Genomic DNA, 23,173 nt, shown 5'->3' with positions numbered 1-23,173 from the left:
CCGGTGGGCGCCCTGTAGGGACCGCCCTCTGTGCGGTCCGAACCCCGGCGGACGAGTCTGCCGAGCCCTCGAAACGGTGTGGATAAGCGCGTACCCGGGGCTGGAACGCCACAGAGGGCGTTCCCTACAGCGTCAGCCGACCCTGATCAGCCCACTCTGGGCCCGGCCGCCTTCACCTCGGCCGAGGTGTCGGCCTCGTACTTCTTGAAGTTTTCGACGAACAGGCCGGCTAGTTTGCGGGCCGTCTTCTCGTAAGCCGCCTTGTCGGCCCACGCGTTCTCTGGCAGCAGCAGCTCCGAGGGAACGTGCGGGCAGCGCCGCGGCACCTTCAGCCCGAAGAACTCGTCGGACGCGGTCTCGGCCTTGAGCAGACGCTCGTCGTGGATCGCGTCGATGATCGCACGCGTCACCTTGAGGCTCATCCGCTCTCCCGTGCCGTACGCCCCGCCGCTCCAGCCGGTGTTCACCAGGTAAGCCCGCGAGCCGTGCTGCCGCATCATGCCGGCCAGCAGTTCGGCGTACTTGGCAGGGTGCCACACGAGGAACGGCGCCCCGAAGCACGCGCTGAACGTGGCCGACGGCTCGGTGACGCCCACCTCGGTGCCGGCCACCTTGGCGGTGTACCCGCTGATGAAGTGGTACATCGCCTGCTCGGGCGTGAGCAGGCTCACGGGCGGCAGCACGCCGAACGCGTCGCACGTGAGAAACACGATGTCGCGCGGGTGGTCGCCCACGCACGGGATCTCCGCGTGCGGGATGAACTCGATCGGGTAGCTGGCCCGCGTGTTCTGCGTGAGCGAGACGTCCGAGTAGTCGACGTCCCTGGTCACGGGGTCCTGCACCGTGTTCTCCAGCACCGTGCCGAAGCGGATCGCGTGGTAGATCTCGGGCTCGCCCTCGGGCGAGAGGTTGATGCACTTGGCGTAGCAGCCCCCCTCGATGTTGAACACGCCGTTGGGACCCCAGCCGTGCTCGTCGTCACCGATGAGGTTGGTCTTGGGGTCGGCCGAGAGCGTAGTCTTGCCGGTGCCCGAGAGGCCGAAGAAGAGCGCCGCGTGGCCTTCACTGTCGACGTTGGCCGAGCAGTGCATCGACAGCACGCCGCGTTTGGGCAAGAGGTAGTTCATGATGGTGAACACCCCCTTCTTGATCTCGCCGGCGTACTCGCTGCCGAGGATAACGAACTCGCCCGTGGCGAAGTTCAGCGCCACGCTGGTCTCATTCTCCACGCCCTCGACACTCGTGTCGGCCGGGCACTGCCCGGCGTTGAGCACCACGAAGTCGGGCTCGCCGTAGTCCGCGAGCTCCTCGGCCGTGGGGCGGATCAGCATGTTGTGCATGAACAACGCGTGGTACGGCCGCGAGCAGATGATCCGCACCTTGATCCGTTCCTCGGGCGACCATCCGGCGTAGCCGTCGACCACGTGGACCACGTCTTGCGCGTTGAGGAAGTCGATCGCCATGGAGCGGTTCTTGTCGAACGACTCGGGCGAGAGCGGGATGTTCACATCGCCCCACCAAACGTCCTGCTCGCTCCCCGGCTCACGCACCACACGCTTGTCCTTGGGGCTGCGGCCGGTCTTCTCGCCGGAGTACGCCACCAGGGCGCCCGACGAGGCGATCTGAGAGTGATCGCGCTGGATGCCGTGCTCGTACAGCTCGGCGACCGAGGCGTTGCGTAGCACCAGCGGCTTGGTGATGCCGTATGCCGAGAGATCGAAGGCGTTGGCGGGCTGGATCTTCTTGCTCGCGGCTGGGGGAACAGGTTTTTGGGTGGTGACGGCGGACATTTTGGGGCTCCTTTTCCAACTCCGGGGCGACGCGCCCCGTCGCTGCGCAGCCTACCAAAATTTGCCCCACTGCGGACGCCCAAACCGGGCGTCAAATCGTCGCGGTTGCGGGGCGGCTGGCCCTTAGCGAGCGGGTCTGAACTTCTCGACTGCAGTCGAGGTATGGGGTTTAGGGTGAGAGGGCCTTCGATCACCATCGAAGACTCGATCGGCGCTGCCGGTCATCGAGTCGTTCGGCTGTGCTTGCCAAGACAATGCACACGTCGTCGGCTAGAGCGGTTTGCTCATTGGTGTAGACGCTCGGCTCGCGATCGGCGTCATGGCTTCGTCAGCCTGCATCGACAATGCACCGCATTGCCTGCTTCGGCTTCCTCGCCACGCCGACAATCGCTTCCCCCCTCGTCCACACCAATTCGAAAACCGCTCTAAGCAGCTCGCTGCCCCGACGATCGTGGCCGATGACGCAGGGCTTTATCTCACCGCCACCCAACGATTCCAATTCAAATCCACCCCAGCGCCAGCCGCACCCAGCCGACCGTGACCAGCGGCGCCACGACCCCCACCAGGGCGCCGCCGGCGATCAGCTCTTTGGTCGAGAGTTGGCCGGAGCCGTAGACGATCGCGTTGGGGGGCGTTGAGATCGGCAGGCACATCGCCGCCGAAGCGCACAACGCCACCGGCACGCAGAGCCGCGTGTCGCTGGCGGAGAAGATCGCCACGGTGATCGGCAGCACCAGGTTCGCCGTGGCCGTGTTGCTCATCAGGTTCGACATCACGAGCGCCGCGTAGCCGAAGCCCACGGCGATCGCCGCCGGGGCGAGCCCCTCGATCGGCATCCGCTCCACGGCCCAGGCGGCCAAGCCGGTGCGGTCCATCGCCACGCCGAGCGCCAGTCCGCCGGCGATCAGCAGCAGGATGTCCCACGGGATACGCCGGATGTCGTTCGCGCCGAGCACGCCGGTGGCGGTGAGCACGCAGATCGGGATGAACGAAGTGACGGTGGTCGGCACGCCGTGCAGCGGGCCGGTGACCCACATCAGGATCGTGGCGACGAACGTGGCGATCACAATCCGCTGCTTCGTGACGGCCACATCGGCCCGCGGCGCCATGGCGAACGACAGCTCGGTCTGGTGGCGGAACGCCTCGCCGCGCAGGTAAACGAGCACCAGGTAGCCCCACGCCAGGGCAAGCAGCAATAGCGCCGGCGGCACGGCGAGCACCATCCACTGGGCGAAGTTGACCTCGCCCTTCAGCAGGCCGGCCGCGATGGCGTTCGGCGGCGTGCCGATGATCGTGCCCATGCCGCCGAGGTTGGCGCCGAACGCCACGCCCATCACCAGCGAGCGGCTGATGAGATCGTTCGGCGGCCGGGCCGCGATCACGGGGGTGAGCATCGCCATCACGAGCGTGGCGGTGGCGGTGTTCGACATGAACATCGAGAGCACGGCGGTGACCGCCATCAACCCACACAGGACCGTGGCGGGCCGGTTGCCGAAGTACCCCAAGCCGACCGAGGCGAGCCGCCGGTCGAGGCCCGTCAGCTCGGCGCTGCTCGCCAGGCAGAAACCGCCGAAGAAGAGCCAGATCAGCGGGCTCCCCCACGGCTGAATGAACATCTCCCAGTCGTGCGTCCCCTCGGCAAACACCCCGCCGGGGCGGCCGAGGATGGCGATCAATAGGCCGATCGCCAGCAGGCTCGTGGCGAACGCGGGGATCGCCTCGGTGACCCACATCCCCGCGCAGAAGACGAGGATGAACAACGCCCAACGTGGTGCCGGCTCGAGGCCGGCGTGCTCGGGCAACAAAGCCGCCGCCGAGGCCGCCAGGAGACTCAGGATGATCAGTCCCAAAGTCTTCGCCTGCGAAAACCGAAACAGTCCAAGAAGCTCGCGCGCTTCGCGCCGGGTGTCGTTGTTCATGAGGAGCGGGTGGGAAGTTGCGGGCGGGGCGCCTGGGGGGGAACGCGACTATAACCTTTCGACGGCCTCCTCGGGACGCGTCATCTTGTCGCCTCGGCGGGAGACGACTCCTCCCCTTGCTCGTCGAGCGGCGCCGTGTCGACACTCACCTCCATCTGCGGGTGGACCCCACCGAGGAACACGCCGCGCAGCGGCGGGACGTCGCTGTAGTCGCGGCCGCGGGCGGCCACGAGGTGGTCGACGCCAACGAGCACGTCGTTCGTCGGGTCGAGAGCGACCCAGCCGTGCTCGGCGCCGCACCAAACGTCGACCCAGGCGTGCGAGGCGTCGGCCCCGACCAGACGAGGTTTGCCCTCGGGTGGCTTGGTGCGGAGGTAGCCGCTCACGTAGCGCGCGGGCAGCCCGATCGATCGCAAGCCGGCGAGCATCACGTGAGCGAAGTCTTGGCAGACGCCGCGCTTCAGCGCGAAGGCCTCCTCGACGGGGGTTCCGACATGCGTGGCGTTTGGGTCGTACTCGAAGTCGGCGTGCACGCGGGACATCAGCTCCCAGGCGGCGGCGAGCACCGGCCTGCCCGCGGCGAACGACTCGCGGGTGTAGCCGCCGATCGCCTCGTCCGAAGGGGTGCGGGGCGAAGGGTAGGCGAATTGGATCACGCGCAGCCGCTGGTCGGAGTCGCCCAACTGAGTCGTGTCGCACACACTTTCCCAGGGGGGCGTGGCGTCGGGCGCCGGCGCGGCGGGCGTCTGGCGATCGATCTCGCTTACCGATCGGACCTCCAGGCTTTCGTACCCCTGGAAGAACGAGAACATCGCCACCTCGTTGCCGAAAAAGTCGGACCGCGAGGCGAGACTCGAGGGCGCCGGGTCGATCTCGAGCCGGTAGGCGAGGAGCTTTTGGTCGCGGTCCTCGACGGGCTTGACCCACGCCTCGTTGTGCCCGACCGAGACCCGGTCGGTGCAGAGGTAGCGCGTGATGTGAGTGACACGGTATCGCATCGACTTGGGCTTGCGCGCAGGTGACAGGGCAGGGGGCTACTTGGTTTCGGGTCGCGTGGACGGCGGCGATTCTTCCACCAGCCTCGGAGGGCCCGAGTGCGAGAGGTAGCGTCGCGTGAGGTGGTGGAGCATGTCGCCCAGCACGGTTTCGACACGGTCGAGCACGCCGAGCAGGGCGGTGGGGGGCGTGGCGCTCAGGTCATCGAGCGTGATCTCGTGCAGCAAGGCGAGCGCGTCGGCCGCGCGGTGCGAGACCTCGTTGCGGAGCGTCAGCGTGCCGGCGCCTTGCTCGTCCTCGGCGGGCAGTGAGCCGGTCTGCTCGGCCACCAGGGCGACCTGGTAGAGCACCGATTGCGGGTTCGAGTCGTCGATCACCAGCAGGTCGAGCACCGCGTGCTGTTCGACCCGATCGAGGTAGCGGACCCGGTAGGTCATCTCGCTACCGACCACCTCGAGCAGCGCCTTGAGCGTGGAGCGTTTGGCGAGCGAGCCCGACTCGTGGGCGGCGCGCAGCAGGTCGATTGTTGTCAGGGCCGCCTCGATCTGACGCCCGAGGTCGAGGAACCGCCACGCCGGGCCGTGGGTCATGCGGGTCTCGATCAGCCCGACCGAGGCGGCGAGCCCCGCGAGCAGCGAGTCGACCTCGCGTCGCAAGTCGGACAGGTCGTCGTTCGCGCGGGCCGAACGCTCGAGGAAGTGCGACGCCGTGCCGTGCAGGTAACGCCAGGTGTCGTGGCTGAGCCAGTCACGCACCGAGATCACCAGACGGCGTGTCTCGGCGACAGCCGACAACAGCCCGCCCGAATCGCTCATCTGCAACGCGGCCTTGGGCAGCGCTTCGGCGATCAGCGGCAACCGTTTGGCGAGATCATCGATCGCGAAACCCGGGTCGAGCTGTCCGGCGTCGACCAGGGCGCGGGTGAGGAACGCCGTTTCGGGGAACTCGTCGTCCGACTCGACCGAGAGCCGGTCGTTGGTCGCGCGGAGCAAACGGCAGAGGTAATCGGTCCGCTCGATCGAGCGGCCGAGCCACAGCAGGTTGTCCGCCACGCGGCTGGGAAAAAGCGCCCCGGTGCGGCGGAGCGGCACGGGCTCGTCGGGCGCGGGCAGCAGCGAGACGTGCTCGTGGTGCTCGGCGGCGAGCACCCACAGGTCCTTGCAGCGGTCGCCGGCCGTGACGGCCAGCTCCATCGGCCCGCTCGTGTCCTCCACACGCACCAGCCCGCCCGGCATGACGCGGTGCTCGTCGCCGTCGCGGCATAGGAAGCTGCGTATGGCGACGTGCCCGTACTTCTGCGAGGCGAACGAATCGACGGGCGCCACGCTGCGGACGACCAGCTCTTGGGCCACGTAAGAGCCGGGGTCGGCCTCGATGCGACGCCGCAGGTCTTGCTTGCCCTCGGGCGTCAGCAGTCCGACGACGATCTCTTCGCCGCCGCTCGGGTCGTAGGCGGGTTTGATCACGAGGTTGTCGAACTGGGCGTAAGCGGCCCGCATCGCCGCCGGGTCCCCGAACCACCAGGTGGCGATCGACGGCAGCTTGAGCTCCTCGCCGAGCAGGGCGCGGCAGATCTTGGGGAGGAAGGCCATCACGATGGGCGCCTCGACGAAGCCGGCGCCGGGCGTGTTGACCAGCGCGACGGCGCCGCTGCGGATCGCCTCGAGCAGCCCCGCCACGCCGTGCGACCACGCGCCGCCGATCGCCAGCGGGTCGAGCCCGCGTTCGCGGCCGCGTGAGTAGATCACGTCGACCCGCACCAAGCCGTCGAGCGTTTTCATGTAAACGCCGTCGGTGTGGACGGTGAGGTCGCCCCCCTCGACCAGCGTGTAGCCGAGGTAACGGGCGAGGAACACGTCCTCGAAGTAGAACGGCGCCGAGGAGCCGGCGGTGAGCAGGACCACGCGGGGGTCGTCGCTGCGGGCGTAGCCGCGTCGCACGATCGCCTCGCGCAACGAGGTGAAGTAGGCGGCCAGCCTACGCACGCCAAGCTGGTGCACCAGCTGCGGGATGCAGCGGAGCGTGACCAGCCTGTTTTCGAGCGCAAAACCGGAGCCCGCGGTGGCGTCGGTGCGGTCGGCCATGACCCACCAGTCGCCGTTGGGCGAACGGGCGAGCTCGGCCGTGTACTTCAGCAGCCGCGCCTCGCCCGCGGGACGGAGCTGGTGGAACTGGCGGAAGTATCCGGTGTGGCGGAACACCGCCTCGGGGGGCAGCAAGTTATCCTTCAGCAGCCGCTGCGGGCCGTAGACGTCTTCGACGATCGCCTCGAGCAGACGGGCCCGCTGGGTGAGGCCCGTCGAGGCGGTGGCCCACTCGTCGGCGCTGACCAGCAGCGGCAGCAGGTCGAGATTGAGCGGCCCGCGGCTCTGCTCCTCCGCGGCGAACACGTCGAACGTGGCGCCGTCGTCGCCGAGGATGCGGTTGGCGCGGGCGGCCCGTTCGGCGAAGTCTTCCGCCCCGAGCCGACCGACCGCATCGATCGCCGCGACCCAATGCGGTCGCGGCTTCCCGTCGGGTCCGAAGGCCTCGTTGTACGCCCCGCCGACGGGCGAGAGGGTCGGCTGTTGGACGCCCTCGGGCATCGGCTTATGCTGCTGCGTCATGCTGGCCTGCGACTCGAAAACCGATCGCTCGCGGGCGTCGCCCGCGAGCTTTCAGAAGGCCCTAGTCGAGCAGTTTTCACCACGCGTTGCAACGCCTGAGGTCGAGGGTCACAGGGAAATCGGGATCGGGAATCACGCTGTTCGGGCACATCGAACCCCCGGTGTGCCCCATGTCCCAGAACCGCGCGCTGCGGCGGGATTCCGCTTCCAACGCGTTGATCGGGTAGCTGTTCGAGTTCACCCCGCCCGGGTGGTCCACGAAGTACTGGGCGCCTCCCAACGAGCGGCCGTTGTTCTGGTCGACCAGGTCGATCGTTAGCGGCGTGTTCACCGGCAACATCGGTTGCAAGCAGCTCGGCGGCAGCCAAGAGCGGTAACGGACGCCGCAGACCCACTGGCCGTGGACGTCGGTCGGGGTGAGCGGCAAGAGGTTGCCGTTGCAAGCCAGCACAAAGCGATCGCCGACCAAGCCGTCGACCTTCACCTGGAGGCGTTCGACCGAAGAGTCAACGAAGCGCGTCGTGCCGCCGCCGCCTTGCTCTTCGCCGAGCACGTACCAAGGCTCGATGGCCGTGCGGAGCTCGACCTCGATCCCCTCACGCTCGAACTGGCCGATGAACGGGCAGCGGAACTCGAAGTGCGGCTCGAACCAAGCCTCGTCCATCGGCAGGCCCGCCGAGCCGAGCTCGCGGAGGATCGCGCGGAAGTCCTTCCGCAAGTAGTGCGGCAACATAAAGCGGTCGTGGATCGCCGTGCCCCAGCGGATCGGTTTCTCGCGGTAGGGACGCTCCCAGAACATCGTGATCAGCGACCGAACCAGGAGTTGTTGCACGAGGCTCATCCGCGGGTGCGGCGGCATCTCGAACGCCCGCAGCTCGACCAGCCCCAGGCGCCCGGTCGACGAGTCGGGCGAGAACATCTTGTCGATGCAGATCTCGGCGCGGTGCGTGTTGCCGGTCGTGTCGGTGAGCAGGTGGCGGAACAGGCGGTCGACCATCCAGGGCGGCACCGAGTCGCTCTCGTCGGGCTCGGGCACTTGGCTGAACGCCAGGTCGAGCTCGTACATCGCGTCGCCGCGCGACTCGTCGACCCGCGGCGCCTGGCTCGTGGGGCCGATGAAGAGGCTCGAGAACAGGTACGAGAGAGACGGGTGGTTGTTCCAGAACCCGATCAGGCTGCGCAGCAGGTCGGGGCGACGGACAAACGGGCTGTCGGCCGGCGTGGGGCCGCCGATCACTAAGTGGTTGCCGCCACCGGTGCCGCTGTGGCGGCCGTCGATCTGGAATTTCTCCGTGCCGAGACGCGTTTGCCGGGCGTCCTCGTACACGCCGCCGACGACCGTCTTGAGCTCCTCCCAGTTGGCGGCCGGCTGGACGTTGACCTCGATCACGCCGGGGTCGGGCGTCACCTTGATCGTCTGCACACGGTGGTCGTGCGGCGGCAGGTAGCCCTCGATCACGACGGGGGTCTGCAGGTCCTCGGCCGTGTCTTCGATCGCGGCCACGAGTTCGAGGTAGTCCTCCAGCGAATTGGTCGGCGGCATGAAGACGTGCAGCTGACCGTTGCGCGGCTCGATGCAGAGCGCGGTGCGGATCGTGTCGAGCGGCGTGAACGGGGCGTCGTCGGGCTCGTGCGGCGCCTCGAACCGCTGAGCGGCCGGATCACGCGTTTGCTGGGTGATCGTTGCGGCAAACTCCTCACGCCGTTGGCGGGCGGCGGCCAGCATGTGCTCGTGGCCCGGCAGCCGGAAACGGGGCAGGAACGGGTCGACCGGGAACACGTTCCCCAAGTCGTTCTTGCCGACCTTCGGCAAGCTGTCGAGCGACAACCGCAGGCCGGCTGGCGAGTCGCCCGGGATCAGCACGAGCCGCTCCGAGCGCACGGGCCAAGGGCCGCTGGTCCAACGCGGCTTGGCCTGCCACCACGCCTTGGTGAGCGGCAGCACGTAGCTCACCGGACGGGTGAGGCCGCGCTGGATGGCGTTGGCCAGCCGGCGGCGTTCTTCGGGCGCCTCGAGATCGAACTCGCTGACGTCCACGTTGATCGGCGCTTGCTGCTCGATGGCGACCAGGTGCAGCGGGTCTTCGTAGGCGGGGCGGACCCAGTAGTCTTCGACCTCGAGCCGTTCGCACAAACCCGAGAGCAAAGCCGAGGCCTCGGGCAATGCCGACTCGCCTTTGGTCGAGATGTCCGCCAGCAGGTCGGGGTTCGACCAGATCGGTTCGCCGTCGGTCCGCCACAGGCAGCTGAACGCCCAGCGGGGCAACGACTCGCCCGGGTACCACTTGCCCTGGCCGAAGTGCAGCAGTCCGCCCGGGGCGTAGCGGTTCTTGAGCCGGCGGACCAGTTGGTCCGAGAGCTTCTGCTTGACGGGGCCCACCGCGGCGCTGTTCCACTCCTCGCCCTCCATGTCGTCGATCGACACGAAGGTCGGCTCGCCCCCCATGGTCATGCGCACGTCGCCCTGCGCCATGCGGCGGTCGACCTCTGCGCCCTGGCGGTCGATCGCTTTCCACTGCTCGTCGGTGTATGGCTTCGTGACGCGTGGGTCTTCATGAACCCTTTTGATACACATCTCGAAGCCGAACTCGACCTCGCAGTCCTCCACGCAGCCGCTGATCGGGGCGGCGGTTTGCGGGGCCGGCGTGGCGGCCAGTGGCAGGTGCCCCTCGCCAGCCAGCAGGCCCGAGGTTGGGTCGAGCCCCACCCAACCGGCGCCCGGCAGGTACGCCTCGGTCCAGGCGTGCAGGTCGGTGAAGTCGGCCGACGGACCGGCCGGGCCGTCGAGCGGCTTCTCGTCCGGCGCCAGTTGGATCAGGTAGCCCGAGACAAACCTGGCCGCGATCCCCAAACGCCGCAGCAGCTGCACCAGCAGCCACGCCGAGTCTCGGCACGAGCCGCTCCGTTTGGTGAGCGTTTCCTCGGGCGTCTGCACGCCCGGCTCGAGGCGGATCGTGTAGCTGATGTCTTGCTCGAGCTGCCGGTTCAGGTCGACCAGGAAGTCGATCGTCTTGCGCGGGTCGCGGTTGATGTGCGCCAGGTACTCCTCGAACGCCGGCGTTTCGGGCAGCGTGCGCAGGAACGGCCGCAGGTCGTCGGCCAGCTCCTCTTCGTAGGCGAACGGGAAGTGGTCGGCGTACTCCTCGACGAAGAACTCGAACGGGTTGATCGTCTTCATCTCGGCCACGAGATCAACGCTCACCCGGAACACGTCGGTCGGCTCGTGGAACACGAGCCGCGCAAGGAAGTTGCCGTGCGGGTCCTGCTGCCAATTGAGGAACTTGTCTTCCGGCTCGATCGAGAGTGAGTACGACTTGATCGGCGTGCGGCAGTGCGGCGCCGGGCGCAACCGCACCGTTTGCGGCCCGAGCGTGATGCGGCGCTCGTAGTTGTACTTGGTCTCGTGGTGGAGGGCGACGAGGATCGACATGAGAGGCGGCGGGAAGGAGGCGCGCGGGTGGGGGGGATTCGTGGGGTGTCGTTCTGGCGTCGCTTGGTCCGTCCTTGGATCGTCTCGGCGAGAGGGGGCTGCCGGCTTGGTGGCCGGCCGGTTTACGTGGGGCCGCTCTGGGTTTGGCTCTGGGCGCCATCGGGCACGTAGGGCAGCACGGGCGGCACGTGGAAGTAGGCTTCGAACAGCGACTCGTTGAACGAGTCGAGCCGCCGCTGGAAGTCGTCGATGAACTCGTGCAGGCCGGTGTCGACGATCTCGTCCGCGCCGATCGAGTTGAGCCGCACGCTCATCTCACCGATCTGCGCCAGCGGCCCGTCGCCCGGCGCCGTGCTGCTGGCGATGTCGCGCATGCAGTCTTCGGCCTGCTCGACGCAGTAGCGGATCGAACGCGGGAACTGCTCGTCGAGCACCAAGAAGGCGACCACCTTGCGGGGGTCGATCCTGCCGTGCCGCTTGCGGTACATGTGCGTGGCGCCGGTCGTTTCGAGGAGCGCGGACCATTGCACCACGTCGAGGGCGCCGCCGACGTCGGTCACATTCGGCAGCAGCGTGAAGTACTTGACGTCTAAAATCCGCGAGGTTTTGTCGGCCCGTTCGACCAGCGTGCCGAGGTGGCAGAACTGCCAGGCCTCGTCGCGGCTGAGGGTGGCGTTCGACACGCCCATCACTTGGTGGCACGAGCGTTTGACGCGCTCCAGGAAGAAGTTCGGGTTGGCGATCACCTCCTCGGCGTTGCGGGCGCCGTCGCGCACACGCAGGTAAAGCCGGTTGACGGCGTGCCAAACGCCCATGCTGAGCTCGCCCTGGATCGCCCGGGCGTTCTCACGCGCGCGGCTCGCGCAGCTGACCACCGAGTTAGCGTACTCGCGATCGAACAGCAGGAACCGCAAGACGTTCTCGCGCGAGAAATCGGGGTACTTCTTGTTATACGCCTTTTCGTCGCCGCTGGCGAAGATCAGCGGGTCCCATTGCACGCCGACGCCGCCCAGTGACAACACCTGGTTCACGTCGATGAAGCGCGCAATGTTCTCGGCCCGCTCAACGTAGCGGCTCATCCAGTGCAGTGAATCGGCGACGCGGCATAGCATCGTGGTGCGGGGCGTTTCGTTAGCGGTGCGACGGGGAGGGGAAAGTCTGAGGGGGCATCGTGGGTGGATCGCGGGGCCGCTCACGCCGCGAGGCCAAGGCGGTGCGGGCGCCGGTGGGCCGCTATTGGCTGGCGCCGTTGAGCACCCAGGTGTCTTTGCTGCCGCCCCCTTGGGAGGAGTTCACCACCATCGAGCCCTCCTTCAACGCGACCCGCGTCAGGCCCCCCGACATCACGTAGAAGTCTTTGCCGTACAAGACGAACGGGCGCAGGTCGACGTGGCGTGGCGCGAGGCCCCCGGGGACGATCGTCGGCGTCGTGGAGAGCGTCACGAGAGGCTGGGCGATGTAGTTCCGCGGATTGGCTTTGACCGCCGCCGCGCATTCCTCCAATTCGGCACGAGACGAAGTCGGGCCAAAGTAGATGCCGTAGCCGCCCGAGTTGTTGGCCGGCTTGATGACCAACTCGCTGAGGTGGTCGAGCACGTACTGGCACTGGTCGGGCTCGGAGCAGACGTAGGTCGGCACGTTCGGCAGAATCGCTTCTTCCGACAGGTAGTACTCGATGATCTTCGGCACGTAGGCGTACACGCCCTTGTCGTCGGCGATGCCCGCGCCGGGGGCGTTGGCCAGGGTGACGCCCCCCTCGCGGTAAGCTCGCATCAGCCCGGGCACGCCGAGCATCGAGTCGGCGCGAAAGCTCACCGGGTCCAAGAAGTCGTCGTCGATGCGGCGGTATATCACGTCGACCCGCTGCGGGCCGTGGGTGGTCCGCATCCAGACGAGGCCCCCCTCGACGTAAAGGTCCGAGGCTTGCACGAGATCGACCCCCATCCGCTGGGCGAGATAGGAGTGCTCGAAGAACGCCGAGTTGAACTGGCCGGGCGTCAGCACCACGGCGCGCGGCAGGCCGTCGCACTTGGGCGGGGCGGTCTGCAGCAGCGTGTCGAGCAACGCGTCGGGGTAGCTCTCCACCGGCGCGATCGACGTCCCCTGGAACACCTCGGGCAAAACCCGCTTCATCAACTCACGATTCTCGAGCACATACGACACGCCCGAGGGGCAACGCAGGTTGTCCTCCAGCACGTAGAACTGGCCGTCGGTGTCGCGGATCAGGTCGGTGCCCGTGATGTGGGTCCACACCCCGCCGGGCGGCTTGAGGCCCTCGCACTGGGGGCGGTAAGTCTCGGCCCCGAGCACGAACTCCTCGGGGATCACCCCGTCTTTGAGGATGTGCTTGTCGTGGTACACGTCGTCGAGGAACAGGTTCAGCGCGCGGATGCGCTGCTTGAGGCCCTCCTCGACCGGCCGCCACTCCTCGCCGCTGATCGGGCGTGGCACGATGTCGAACGGCCAAATCTTCTCGGCGCCGTCGTTGTGGCCGTAAACAGCGAACGTGACCCCCCGCTCGTTGAGCTCGGCCTCGGCCACCTCTTGGCGGCTGGCGAGCACCTCGATCGGTATCTGTCCGAGGCTGTGAGTCAACGAGGCGTGACGCGGCTGGTCCGGCGAAGGCCCATACTCGTCGTAGGCGACCGTCGACTTGTTATTCACGTGGATTTCGAAAATGGCGGGTCCGCCTCGATAAGAATTCTGCGGGGGAGTCTTCTCGGGTCAACGCCGCGGCGTCGGTAGGCTTTGTGCGAACGTGAGCAGCCTACCAGCGCAGCGCCGCGAATCGATAGCAGCACATCCCATGCCAAGGGGGTTGGCTATGCGGTCCCACGTAAGAATGGGCGGCGCCGCGCGGTTGGGGAGCGTATTAGGCGACGCGCTGCACGGAGCCGCGTGCCATCAAATCGCGCAGCGAGCGACGGCGCGTTGGGCAGCCACCGCTCCAGCGTCGACCTGGTCGCAGAAGATCCAGCTCGCTGGAGTCAACTTCCGTTGAAGGGGTCGTCTAGAGCGGGGAACCCACGCGCCTAACGCCGTGAGACCGAATCCGCCAAGCACGAGCCGACGCTTCACTCGCCGATGATCTTCACCAAGGCCCGTTTCTTTCGCCGCCCGTCGAATTCGCCGTAGAAGATCTGCTCCCAGGGGCCAAAGTCGAGCCGCCCCTCGGTGACGGCGACCGTCACGTCGCGGCCCATGATCTGGCGCTTGTGGTGGGCGTCGGCGTTATCCTCGCCGGTGCGGTTGTGGTGGTACCGCTCTGGCGACGGGTCAAATGGAGCGAGCTCCTCCAGCCATTTCTTGTAGTCGCGATGCAAACCCGGCTCGTCGTCGTTGATGAAGACCGAGGCCGTGATGTGCATCGCATTCACCAGGCAAAGCCCTTCCTCAACACCGCTCTCACGGACGCACTGCTCGACCAGGGGCGTGATGTTCTCAAACGCCATCCGCTCCGGCAGGTTGAACCAAAGCTCTTTACGGAAAGATTTCATCGGGAGGCTCCTGTGCCGCGGTCAGTTGCGGTAGCCGGCGTGGCATTCTTTGCACTGCGTGGCGAGCGTGGCGAACAAGCGGTTTGAAACTGCGGCGTTGCCATTGGCGAGGCTTTTTTCAAGCTCCTTGGCGACCATCTCCGCTTCGCGCATCGCGGCGATTAAGGCTTCGTCCGTGCCCCCGTCGCCCCCTTCGAGCGCACGGACCGATTCGTGCAGACCCTCGCGGATCAGAATCGCTTCTCGCGAGGGGACGAGGTCGGGGTGCTCGGCCGGCGCACTCCAGGCCGATTTTTCGCACAACTTCAGGTGATCCCACGCCCGGTCGACCATCGCCATCGCGGCGGCGAGCGAGTCGACCTCGGCCGCGGCGACGAGCTCCGGCAACTTGGCGCCCTCGGGCGGCGGCGTGAACGCCGTGACATCGCGCCACAGGCCGGCGTAGTCGTGACTCGTGCCCGCCTCGTTGAGCAGCCTCTCGGCGCCCTCCACGTCGACCAGCCCCTGGCAGCGGGCGACGATCGCTGCGGCGGCCGGGCCGCGGTGCTTGCCGTGGTGGCAGTGGACGAACACGGACCCGTCGATCTCCTTGGCCACGCGTGCGAGCGACAGCTGCGCCGACTCGGGCAAACCGTCGTAGCCGATCGGCACGTGCACGTAACGCAGCCCATGCTTGGCGGCTAGGTCGGCCTGGGGCCGGGCGCCGTCGACGCTCACCACGGTCTTCACGCCTTGCGCCGCCAAGGCGGCGAACGCGGCGTCGTCTTTCGGCTCGCCGCCGACGATCAGTCGTGGGCCAACCCGGACCGGGTGCTCCACCGCGTCGGCGAGCGGGGCGACCGTTTCAAACTCCGCCGCACGGACGCCCACGCCGCTCAGGAGAAACACAAGACCGATCGTTAGGCATCGGGGGGTCATCATGCGCTAGTCGTGTAGGAAAAGGTGCAGTGCCCCGATCGCTCAGGCTTGCCGTTCGCCGGCCGCAGCGTCGTCGCCCCCGGGCGGCGAGACACCGGGGTCGGTCGTTGTGAGGCTGCCGTCCGGCAGCTCCCAGTGCAGCACGCCGTTGATGGAGTAAACGCAAGGCACGCCGGCGCGGCGGGACTCTTCCTGGGCGCGGCGGGCGCCGGCGGCGCCAATGCGGGTCATTTCGGCGGCCCACTCGTAGTGCTCTTCGCTTAACCTTGGCCGGTCTTTCACGATTCTAGCCGCAGGACAGCCATATATGCAAAGTCGCGAATCAAAGTATAGACAGGATCACAGGATCGGCATGAATGAACAAGATGCGTTTTAGCGTCATCCTGTGAATCCCAAATGATCCTGTAATCCCGTCTATGTTTTTCTACCTCGGCGTGAAGTCGGCGTCCGCTTCGATCGCCAGCACGAATTCGGCGATCAGCTCCGCGCACTGGTCGAGGTCGTCGAGCGAGACCATCTCCACCGCGCTGTGCATGTAGCGGTTCGGCACGGCGACGATGCCCGTCGCCACGCCGGCGCGGGCCAGCTGCATCGCGTTCGCGTCGTTGCCGGCGCCTCGGTTTACGGCGGCCCATTGCACGGCGATCTCGGCACGCGAACTCGCCTCGCGCAGCCCCTCGGCCACGACCGGGTTGACGTTCGGCCCGCGGGCGACGACCGGGCCGCCGCCCAGACGGATGAGGCCCTCCTGGTTGCGGTCGATCGTCGGCGTGTCGGTCGCGTGCGTCACGTCGACGGCGATGCCCACATGTGGGTCGACCCCGTGGGCGCTGGTCGTGGCGCCGCGCAGGCCGATCTCTTCCTGCACCGTAGAGACGGCGTGCAGCGCGACGTTCATGCCGCCACGCTCCTGGCAACGACGCAGCGCTTCCATGCAAACCCATAGGCCGGTCTTGTCGTCCATGCCGGGCGAGTTGGCCAGGCCGTTTCGCATCTCCTCGTAGCCGAGCTGCAGCGTGACGCTGTCGCCCACGCGCACGAGCGAGGCCGCCTCCTTCTGGTCCTTCGCCCCGATGTCGAGCCACAGCTCCTTTTGCTTGACGACCTGCTTGCGCTCCTCGGGCTCTAAGAGGTGAATCGCCTTGCGGGCGATCACGGCCGGCAGCGGGCCGTCGTCCGTGTGCACTGTCATCCGCTGGCCGATCAGTTGCTGCGGGTCCCAGCCCCCCACGGGCTTCGAGTAGAGATAGCCCTCTTCGCTGATGCTCGTAACGATCAACCCGATTTGATCGCAGTGGCCGGCGAGCATGACGCGCAGCTCGGCGTCGGGATTGCCCACGGCGATCACGTTGCCATGCAGGTCGGTGCGGACCGAAGCGGCGAAGCCGCCGGCGTACTCACGCACCAACGCCTGGACCGGCTGCTCGTAGCCCGACACGCTGGGGGTCTCGAGGATCTGCTGGAAGAACTCTTTAGCGGCGGGGGTCATAAGCGAGGGGTCGGGGATCGGGGAGGGCGGGGGTCAGGGGAGCGCGGTTCCCCTCCAAATAAGCATCGTAACAGTTTGGCGCCGCGCTGTTAGCCGGGCGGCTGCGGCGTCGGGAAGGGCAGCCGCGCAAGTTCTTCCGGCTCGGGCCACTCGCCCAATTCCAACTGGTGACCGTCAGGGTCGAGCAAGAACAACTGGCGGTAGCCGAGTGTCGGCAGCCGCTTCTCGCGGAAATCGACGCCGAGCGCCGTGAGTCGTTCCTTCGCGTGGTCCACGTCGACACGAAACGCCAAGTGGTTCAGCCGCTTCGTGGCCGGCGGCGTGGGGTCGAACGCGGCGTCGTGGATCAGGTGCAGCATCATGCCCAAGCCGTCGCAGTAGAGCCACGCGCCGTCGAAGCTGAACGCCGGCCGCGCCGTGCGGCGGAATCCTAGCACCGAAGCGTAGAACGCCACGCTCCGCTCGACATCGAGCGACACGATCGCGGCGTGGTTGAACCGGCCGACTTCGACGGGGGGAGTGGGCGACGCTGTCACGCTCTGTTCGGCGGGGTTGGTGTGGCTGGGGAGGCGGCCGGGGGGATCGGGGCGGTTGCTAGCACGACTGCTTAAGCGGCGTCCGGCTGAAGATGTTTTGACGATTGTAGCGGTTCGGCTCAATCGTGCGGACCCACGGCGCCGATGGCTGGGCATGAGAGTGCGACGCTCCGCGCGGCGGGCGAACGCAATCCCATGACCATCTCTTCGAGGGAACGGGCAGTGACCACGCTCAACCACAACGCCTTGCAAAACACCTACGCCCTGCTTGCGTGCTTAGCCCTTGTGGCGGCCCCGGGCTGCGCGGCGATCCATGGCGGCGGTCACCACGCCGCTTGCGGCTGCGTGACCGAGCCGGGCTGCGCGACCGACCCCGGCTGTGCAATCGAGCCCGGCTGTAGCGCCGACTGCGGTGATTCTTGCGGCGGCGCGTGCGGCGACACCTGCGGGGTCGACGGCCGCTCCTGGGCCTTCAAGCGGTGGACCGACTGCAACTGCAGCGGGCCGAAGATCTGCGTTTGCACCGGCCCCTGTGGCTGCGACACGAGCGAGCCTGGTTGCGGCTGTGCAGAACCGGCCTGCGGTTGCGCCGAACCCGATTGCGGTTGCGAGGTGGGCTGTGCGGGCGAGTGCGGCCAAGATTGCTGTGTCGGCGGATGCGCGGCGGGCGGCTCGCTGAAGTTCGGCCTGGATTGTATTGGGGAAGAGCTCAACCACGTCACCTGCGGCCTGATTGGCAAGATCGGCTGCGGCGGCTGCGACGGCGAGAGCTACTGGAGCGAGTGGCACAATGACCCGCCCCGTTGCAAAGACCCCTGCGACCGCTGCGGCAACTGGGTCGGCCCGAGCACCTACCGAGCGCCTTACGCCCATCCGTACGGGCCGTGATTTCTGAGGCGAAGCAACGCTCGGGGTTGAACCGCCGACTGCCGTCGGCGGCTGCGGCCCATGGGCTGCTTAGGCTGCGGGTTAGCTTGCGTCTTGTTGGAAGAACAGGCGTTTGGCGTTCTCGCTGGTTTGCCGGGCGAGTTCATCGAAGGGCACGCCCCGCGCTTCGGCCAAGCAGCGAGCGGTGTGGGCCACGTGCGCCGGCTCGTTACGCTTGATCTTGCGGACCGGTTCGGGCGACAGATAAGGGCTGTCGGTCTCTACCAGCAGCCGGTCGGAAGGAACCGTGCGGGCGACCTCGCGGAGCGCTTCGGATTTCTTGAACGTTACCATGCCGGCAAAGCTGACCAGCAGGCCGAGCTCGACCGCCTCGTTGGCGCCCTCGGCTGTGCCGGTGTAAGAGTGCATCACTCCGCGCAGCGGTCCGCGTTCACGGGCCTCGCGCAGCATGGCGAGCACCTCCGCCTCGCATTCACGCATGTGGACCACGAAGGCGAGGTCCTTCTGCTGCGATAGCCGCAGGTGGCGATCGAAGTAATCCTGCTGCGCCTCAAACGGCGTGTGGTCCCAGTAGCGATCGAGGCCGGTCTCGCCGATGGCGACCACGCCCGGCTCGCCCGACAAGCGGACGATCTCGTCCCAATCGCCCGGCGCGGCGTCGCGAACGTCGTTCGGCTGAATGCCTACCGCGGCGTGAACGCCCACGTGCTCCGCCGCCAAACGCACGCATGAGGCGCTCGAGGCTGCGTCGACGCCGATGGCCACCACGTCGGTGACGCCAGCCTGTTGAGCGTGCAGGAGCGTCTCGGCGAGGTCCTCCGAGAATTTAGGCCCATCAAGATGCGCGTGGGTGTCGAAGAGCAAGGACCATTCCCCCTATACAGGGGGCTCAAAAAGGGAGCATTTCAGCCAGCGGGCAACGAGCTCGATTAAGCGTCTATCAAAGCAGGTGGATTCGTCTTAAAGGATTATACCGTAATGAGTTATGTGGTAAATGCTTGCTCCGTTGCGGTAATTGCGGTAATTGCCAGGTGATCAAACATTGCCCAGAACGCCCGAAAAGGGGGGGTAGCAAGCCCGGATTTTCTTGACTGTGGCCCCCTTGCTCGTAGAGTTAGGGGTATTGGAAAGCAGCTCTACGGTCGCTGAAAGACCGTTCCGATAGGCGAGCGACCCTCACCGAGGACGCAAGCCAATGTTCCCTTGGCGATGGAAAGCGAAGGAAAGCGGTCATGTTGGTTCTCTCGCGGAAGAAAAACGAGAGCATCGTTATCAACGACGACATCACCATCGTGGTGGTGGAAATCCGCGGTGACAAGGTGCGACTAGGCATCGAGGCGCCCAAGGAAGTGCCTGTGCATCGGAGTGAGGTCTACGACGCGATCCAGCGCAGCCAAGCGCCCGCCGGAACGCCAGCCGAAACCGATCCGCCTGCAGCTTCGCCCACTTCTTCGGTCGAAGAAAACCCCGCCGGGAGCTAACGCTTAGCAGGCTGGGTTGCCCGCAGCGAGAACCTGTGGCGACGGAAAGTCGCCGCGGCTCGTGAGGCTCCGTTCGTCGCTTTGCCGCGGTCAACTTTTGGCTCCTGGCAGGCATAGGTTCGACTATAGACGATTCGCTCGTCGGTCGGCATGCATTCCATATTTTGTGCTCGTGGTACACGATTCTCCGCAGTCGACGACCCTCGCCTTGACGCAAGCACTTTGTCCGCCTAACTTTTTCTTTGCACGCTTCGCACCCCTAGGCTGCGAAGCTGCCCTCCGGCCCCATCGTCTAGTGGCCTAGGACTCCGGCTTTTCACGCCGGCAACAGGGGTTCGAGTCCCCTTGGGGTCATTTCGTTCGTCCGGCTTTGCCGGATGGCGAAAAATCATGAGGCACGACCGCACGCCGGTCGTGTCTTTTTTTGTGCGCGAGGGATCGGCCTGCCCCACCGAGTGCGTCGCGGTGTACGAGCAGTCCGAAGATAGCAGGCGGAATGAGACTGTCGTTGGCGCCTCTCGTCGACCGAGCGCCTGACGCCTAGATTCTAGGTATGAGCCAAGACTACGACGCCGTTTTGATTGTCTCGTTCGGCGGGCCCGAGGGGCCCGGCGACGTGATGCCGTTCCTCGAGAACGTGCTGCGCGGCAAGAACGTGCCGCGCGAGCGGATGCTGGAGGTGGCCGAGCACTACCAGCACTTCGGCGGCGTGAGCCCAATCAACGAGCAGAACCGCCAATTGATCGCCGCGCTCGAGAAAGAGCTCGCCGCCAATGGCCCGCGATTGCCGGTTTACTGGGGCAACCGCAACTGGGACCCGCTGCTCGCCGACACGCTCCGCCAGATGGGCGATGACGGAGTGAAGCGGGCGATCGCATTCTTCACCAGCGCGTTCAGCTCGTACTCCGGCTGCCGGCAGTACCGCGAAGACATCGCTCGCGCCCGCGAGGAAGTCGGCCCCACGGCGCCGGAGGTCGACAAAGTGCGAGTCTTCTTCAATCACCCCGCGTTTGTTGAAGTCAACGCCGAGAACGCCCGCCGTGAACTGGAGGCTTTCCCTGCCGAGCGTCGCGACAACGCCCTGCTGATGTTCACGGCTCACAGCATCCCGATGGCGATGGCCGAAGGCTGCCGTTACGAGCGTCAGCTGCAGGAGGCTTGTCGGCTTGTGGCCGAGGCGGCAGGCGCCCCGCGTTGGGAGCTGGTCTACCAGAGCCGCAGCGGGCCGCCCCAGCAGCCGTGGCTCGAGCCGGACGTTTGCGACCGGATCGAAACGCTGCACGCGGCCGGAGGCCTCGAAGAGTTGGTGATCTTGCCGATCGGTTTCATCTCCGACCACATGGAAGTGTTGTTCGACCTCGACACCGAGGCTCGCGAGCTGTGCGAGAAGCTCGACATCGCGATGCGTCGCGCCCCGACCGCCGGCATCCACCCGAAGTTCGTCCGCATGGTCTGTGACCTCATCGCCGAACGGGTCGAAGGCCTCGCCGAACGGCCGGCGCTGGGCGAGCTCGGCCCCAGCCACGATGTCTGCCCGGTCGGCTGCTGCAGCTACACGCCCCGTCGGCCCGCCGCGACGTGAGGCAAGCCGATATAGGCAGGCAGTATTGTGACAACAGAGGTCCCACATCAAGCACCCACTAGAGTATTCGGATTTGATATGTCGGCTCTCCCTCCAATTGAACTCCGCGCACTCGGCGGCAGTGGTCTTGAGATCACGAGCGTCGCGCTCGGCTGCTGGCCGATCGCCGGGGTGACGACACTTGGCACGAATGAGGCCGACAGCCTGGCGACCGTCCGCGAGGCGCTCGACCAGGGGGTGAATCACCTCGACACGGCGTTCGCTTACGGCGCCAACGGCGAGAGCGAGCGGATTATCAGCAAGGCGATTGTCGGGCGTCGCGATGAGGTCGTGCTCGCCACCAAAGGGGGCGTCCGCCACGACGGCGAGGCGTTCCACAGCGACGCGAGCGCGGCCAACCTGCGTGCGCAGTGCGAGGAGAGCCTGCGGCGGCTCGGCACGGACCATGTTGAGCTGCTCTACCTGCACGGCCCCGACGGCGTGACGCCCCTAGAGGAAACGGCCGCCGGCCTCGCCGAGCTCAAGCAGGAAGGCAAGACGCGGGCGATCGGCGTGTCGAATCTCGCGCTCGACCAGATCGAGGCGTTCCACGCCGTGTGCCCCATCGACGCCGTGCAGTTGCCGTACAACATGCTGCAGCGCGACATCGAGCGCCGCACGCTGCCATGGTGCGTGGAGCACGGCGTGGCGGTGGCGGCCTACTGGCCGCTGATGAAGGGCTTGCTCGCCGGCAAGCTCAAGGGCGACGACCCGCTCGACGAGCGCGACTCACGGCGCAACTACCCGATGTACCAGGGCGAGGAGTGGGCTAAGAACCAGGCGTTCCTCGATAAACTCCGAGAAGTGGCGGCCCACGCCGACATGACGGTCGCCCAACTCGTGGTGGCCTGGACCGCCCAGCGGCCGGGGATCACCACCGTGCTTTGCGGAGCGAAACGCCCCGAGCAGATCCGCGAAACGGCCGCTGCCCTCCGCCTGCGGCTCACCGACGAGCAACTGCGGCTTATCGACCAGGCGATCGCTGACCGTGGCGATGCGGCGGCCAAGCGTGTGTTCGAGTGAAGGACGGAGAACCGCCAAGACGCCAGGCACGCCAAGGCACGCTAAGGAAGGTGTGTGACAGGGTTTACAGGGTCGACGGGATAAAGCCGGAGTGAACAGACAGCGTGTCTTAGTCGTCACTCATTCCCCCTCCATCCTGTAAATCCTGTCCAATCTTTTCTTTTATAGGCGTCCTTGGCGTCTTGGCGGTTTCTCTCGTTGGCCTTGCGGGGGATAAACCCATAGTTGCGGTATCAGATCGCATCGCTTCCAATCGGCTGTATGACTCGTATCCTGCTCACCGCGTTCGGCCCGTACGACCAGTGGCGTGAAAACGCCAGCTGGCTGGCTGTGCAAGAGTTGACGCGTGAAACGCCCGAAAGCGTGGATCTAACCACGCGGCTCTATCCGGTCGACTTTGCCGAGGCTCGCCAGCGGATGGCGAGCGACTTGGCGGCGGGATTCGACGCCTCGATCCACCTGGGGCAGGCCCCCGGTAAAGGGGTGATCGCCCTCGAGGCGATCGGCCTGAACGTGGCCCGCGACCGCGGCGTCGCCGCCGACGAGGCCCCGATGTTGGAGCCCGACGGCCCTCCGGCGTACCGCAGCGCCCTGCCGCTGGGCGAGTGGGCCCGCATGCTCCGCGACGCCGGCGCGCCGGCCGAGGTGTCGTTCCACGCCGGCGAGTACCTCTGCAACGCCGCTCTCTACTGGTCGCACCACTTCACCCGCGACCGGCCGATGCAACACGGCTCGGTCTTTGTCCACGTGCCGCTCGACACGTCGCAGGTCGTCGCCGCAGGACGCGACCTGCCCTCGCTGCCGTCGGCTATTACGGCGCTGGCGGTGCGGATGATGATCGAACGTTTGGCCTTGGCCCCGGTCACGGAAATCGCCTAGCCCGCGCCTGACAGCCGGGGATTTCCGTAACGTCGAGGGCGCCAGTCGCCTACCCATGCTGTGAATGCTGTCGGCGATTAGGATGGGTAGGGTCCGCCCA

18 protein-coding genes and 1 tRNA gene are annotated in these 23,173 nt (G+C 66.7%); 6 read left to right on the top strand and 13 right to left on the bottom strand.

Annotation, left to right across the window (positions count from 1 at the left end):
- Positions 1-146: 146 nt before the first annotated feature.
- The 12 genes from pckA to Mal64_RS04775 form a co-directional block, all read right to left on the bottom strand.
- A complete protein-coding gene (gene pckA, locus Mal64_RS04830; protein ID WP_146397586.1) occupies positions 147-1,790 on the bottom strand; it encodes a phosphoenolpyruvate carboxykinase (ATP) in 1,644 nt (547 codons plus the stop codon).
- 500 nt (positions 1,791-2,290) lie between these two features.
- A complete protein-coding gene (locus Mal64_RS04825; RefSeq protein ID WP_146397584.1) occupies positions 2,291-3,709 on the bottom strand; it encodes an SLC13 family permease in 1,419 nt (472 codons plus the stop codon).
- 80 nt (positions 3,710-3,789) lie between these two features.
- Positions 3,790-4,707, bottom strand: coding sequence for a transglutaminase family protein (locus Mal64_RS04820; RefSeq protein WP_146397582.1), 918 nt, complete (start codon positions 4,705-4,707; stop codon positions 3,790-3,792).
- Between the two features lie 36 nt (positions 4,708-4,743).
- Positions 4,744-7,311: a circularly permuted type 2 ATP-grasp protein gene (locus Mal64_RS04815; protein WP_146397580.1), complete on the bottom strand. Its 2,568-nt coding sequence runs from the start codon at positions 7,309-7,311 to the stop codon at positions 4,744-4,746.
- Positions 7,312-7,387: 76 nt separating this feature from the next.
- Complete coding sequence (locus tag Mal64_RS04810; RefSeq protein ID WP_146397578.1) at positions 7,388-10,741, bottom strand: transglutaminase family protein; 3,354 nt, start codon at positions 10,739-10,741, stop codon at positions 7,388-7,390.
- A gap of 122 nt (positions 10,742-10,863) precedes the next feature.
- Complete coding sequence (locus tag Mal64_RS04805) at positions 10,864-11,853, bottom strand: alpha-E domain-containing protein (RefSeq protein WP_146397576.1); 990 nt, start codon at positions 11,851-11,853, stop codon at positions 10,864-10,866.
- A 121-nt stretch (positions 11,854-11,974) separates the two neighbouring features.
- Positions 11,975-13,405 (bottom strand): circularly permuted type 2 ATP-grasp protein, encoded by a 1,431-nt coding sequence (locus Mal64_RS04800; RefSeq protein WP_231993582.1) that lies wholly within the window; start codon positions 13,403-13,405, stop codon positions 11,975-11,977.
- Positions 13,406-13,815: 410 nt separating this feature from the next.
- Entirely contained in the window at positions 13,816-14,238 is a 423-nt protein-coding gene (locus Mal64_RS04795) for a secondary thiamine-phosphate synthase enzyme YjbQ (RefSeq protein ID WP_146397572.1), read from the bottom strand.
- Between the two features lie 21 nt (positions 14,239-14,259).
- Entirely contained in the window at positions 14,260-15,159 is a 900-nt protein-coding gene (locus Mal64_RS04790; protein ID WP_146397570.1) for a hypothetical protein, read from the bottom strand.
- Between the two features lie 39 nt (positions 15,160-15,198).
- Positions 15,199-15,387 (bottom strand): hypothetical protein, encoded by a 189-nt coding sequence (locus tag Mal64_RS04785; RefSeq protein ID WP_146397568.1) that lies wholly within the window; start codon positions 15,385-15,387, stop codon positions 15,199-15,201.
- 193 nt (positions 15,388-15,580) lie between these two features.
- The gene (locus Mal64_RS04780) at positions 15,581-16,645 is read right to left on the bottom strand and encodes a M42 family metallopeptidase (RefSeq protein ID WP_146397566.1); all 1,065 of its coding nucleotides are present in this window, start codon (positions 16,643-16,645) and stop codon (positions 15,581-15,583) included.
- Positions 16,646-16,734: 89 nt separating this feature from the next.
- Positions 16,735-17,181: a VOC family protein gene (locus tag Mal64_RS04775; protein ID WP_197525458.1), complete on the bottom strand. Its 447-nt coding sequence runs from the start codon at positions 17,179-17,181 to the stop codon at positions 16,735-16,737.
- Between the two features lie 222 nt (positions 17,182-17,403).
- Between Mal64_RS04775 and Mal64_RS04770 the strand changes: the two genes are divergently transcribed.
- Complete coding sequence (locus Mal64_RS04770; RefSeq protein WP_146397562.1) at positions 17,404-18,069, top strand: hypothetical protein; 666 nt, start codon at positions 17,404-17,406, stop codon at positions 18,067-18,069.
- 81 nt (positions 18,070-18,150) lie between these two features.
- On the opposite strand, the gene Mal64_RS04765 is transcribed toward Mal64_RS04770, so the two are convergent.
- Positions 18,151-18,933, bottom strand: a complete 783-nt coding sequence (locus Mal64_RS04765) for a TatD family hydrolase (RefSeq protein WP_146397559.1) — start codon at positions 18,931-18,933, stop codon at positions 18,151-18,153.
- Between the two features lie 368 nt (positions 18,934-19,301).
- On the opposite strand from Mal64_RS04765, the gene csrA reads away from it, so the two are divergent.
- The 5 genes from csrA (at position 19,302) to Mal64_RS04740 (ending at position 23,073) form a co-directional block, all read left to right on the top strand.
- Positions 19,302-19,550, top strand: coding sequence for a carbon storage regulator CsrA (gene csrA, locus Mal64_RS04760; protein ID WP_146397557.1), 249 nt, complete (start codon positions 19,302-19,304; stop codon positions 19,548-19,550).
- Between the two features lie 281 nt (positions 19,551-19,831).
- Positions 19,832-19,904, top strand: a tRNA-Glu gene (locus Mal64_RS04755).
- Positions 19,905-20,103: 199 nt separating this feature from the next.
- Entirely contained in the window at positions 20,104-21,132 is a 1,029-nt protein-coding gene (locus Mal64_RS04750) for a ferrochelatase (protein WP_146397555.1), read from the top strand.
- 78 nt (positions 21,133-21,210) lie between these two features.
- On the top strand, positions 21,211-22,194 hold the full coding sequence (locus Mal64_RS04745; RefSeq protein WP_146397553.1) for an aldo/keto reductase: 984 nt from the start codon (positions 21,211-21,213) through the stop codon (positions 22,192-22,194).
- A 261-nt stretch (positions 22,195-22,455) separates the two neighbouring features.
- Positions 22,456-23,073, top strand: a complete 618-nt coding sequence (locus Mal64_RS04740) for a pyroglutamyl-peptidase I family protein (RefSeq protein WP_146397551.1) — start codon at positions 22,456-22,458, stop codon at positions 23,071-23,073.
- The last annotated feature ends 100 nt before the right edge of the window (positions 23,074-23,173 follow it).

Source organism: Pseudobythopirellula maris, from assembly GCF_007859945.1.
Classification (GTDB): domain Bacteria; phylum Planctomycetota; class Planctomycetia; order Pirellulales; family Lacipirellulaceae; genus Pseudobythopirellula; species Pseudobythopirellula maris.
This window is presented reverse-complemented; position numbering and strand designations above follow the sequence as displayed.

Bases quoted from the DNA above. Each gene is read 5' to 3' on its own strand.
- Mal64_RS04750 (WP_146397555.1), top strand. From the start codon at position 20,104: ATGAGCCAAGACTACGACGCCGTTTTGATTGTCTCGTTCGGCGGGCCC.
- Mal64_RS04805 (WP_146397576.1), bottom strand. From the start codon at position 11,853: ATGCTATGCCGCGTCGCCGATTCACTGCACTGGATGAGCCGCTACGTT.
- csrA (WP_146397557.1), top strand. From the start codon at position 19,302: ATGTTGGTTCTCTCGCGGAAGAAAAACGAGAGCATCGTTATCAACGAC.
- Mal64_RS04825 (WP_146397584.1), bottom strand. From the start codon at position 3,709: ATGAACAACGACACCCGGCGCGAAGCGCGCGAGCTTCTTGGACTGTTT.
- Mal64_RS04810 (WP_146397578.1), bottom strand. From the start codon at position 10,741: ATGTCGATCCTCGTCGCCCTCCACCACGAGACCAAGTACAACTACGAG.
- Mal64_RS04740 (WP_146397551.1), top strand. From the start codon at position 22,456: ATGACTCGTATCCTGCTCACCGCGTTCGGCCCGTACGACCAGTGGCGT.
- Mal64_RS04820 (WP_146397582.1), bottom strand. From the start codon at position 4,707: ATGCGATACCGTGTCACTCACATCACGCGCTACCTCTGCACCGACCGG.
- Mal64_RS04785 (WP_146397568.1), bottom strand. From the start codon at position 15,387: ATGACCCGCATTGGCGCCGCCGGCGCCCGCCGCGCCCAGGAAGAGTCC.
- Mal64_RS04790 (WP_146397570.1), bottom strand. From the start codon at position 15,159: ATGATGACCCCCCGATGCCTAACGATCGGTCTTGTGTTTCTCCTGAGC.
- pckA (WP_146397586.1), bottom strand. From the start codon at position 1,790: ATGTCCGCCGTCACCACCCAAAAACCTGTTCCCCCAGCCGCGAGCAAG.
- Mal64_RS04780 (WP_146397566.1), bottom strand. From the start codon at position 16,645: ATGACCCCCGCCGCTAAAGAGTTCTTCCAGCAGATCCTCGAGACCCCC.
- Mal64_RS04815 (WP_146397580.1), bottom strand. From the start codon at position 7,311: ATGACGCAGCAGCATAAGCCGATGCCCGAGGGCGTCCAACAGCCGACC.
- Mal64_RS04795 (WP_146397572.1), bottom strand. From the start codon at position 14,238: ATGAAATCTTTCCGTAAAGAGCTTTGGTTCAACCTGCCGGAGCGGATG.
- Mal64_RS04745 (WP_146397553.1), top strand. From the start codon at position 21,211: ATGTCGGCTCTCCCTCCAATTGAACTCCGCGCACTCGGCGGCAGTGGT.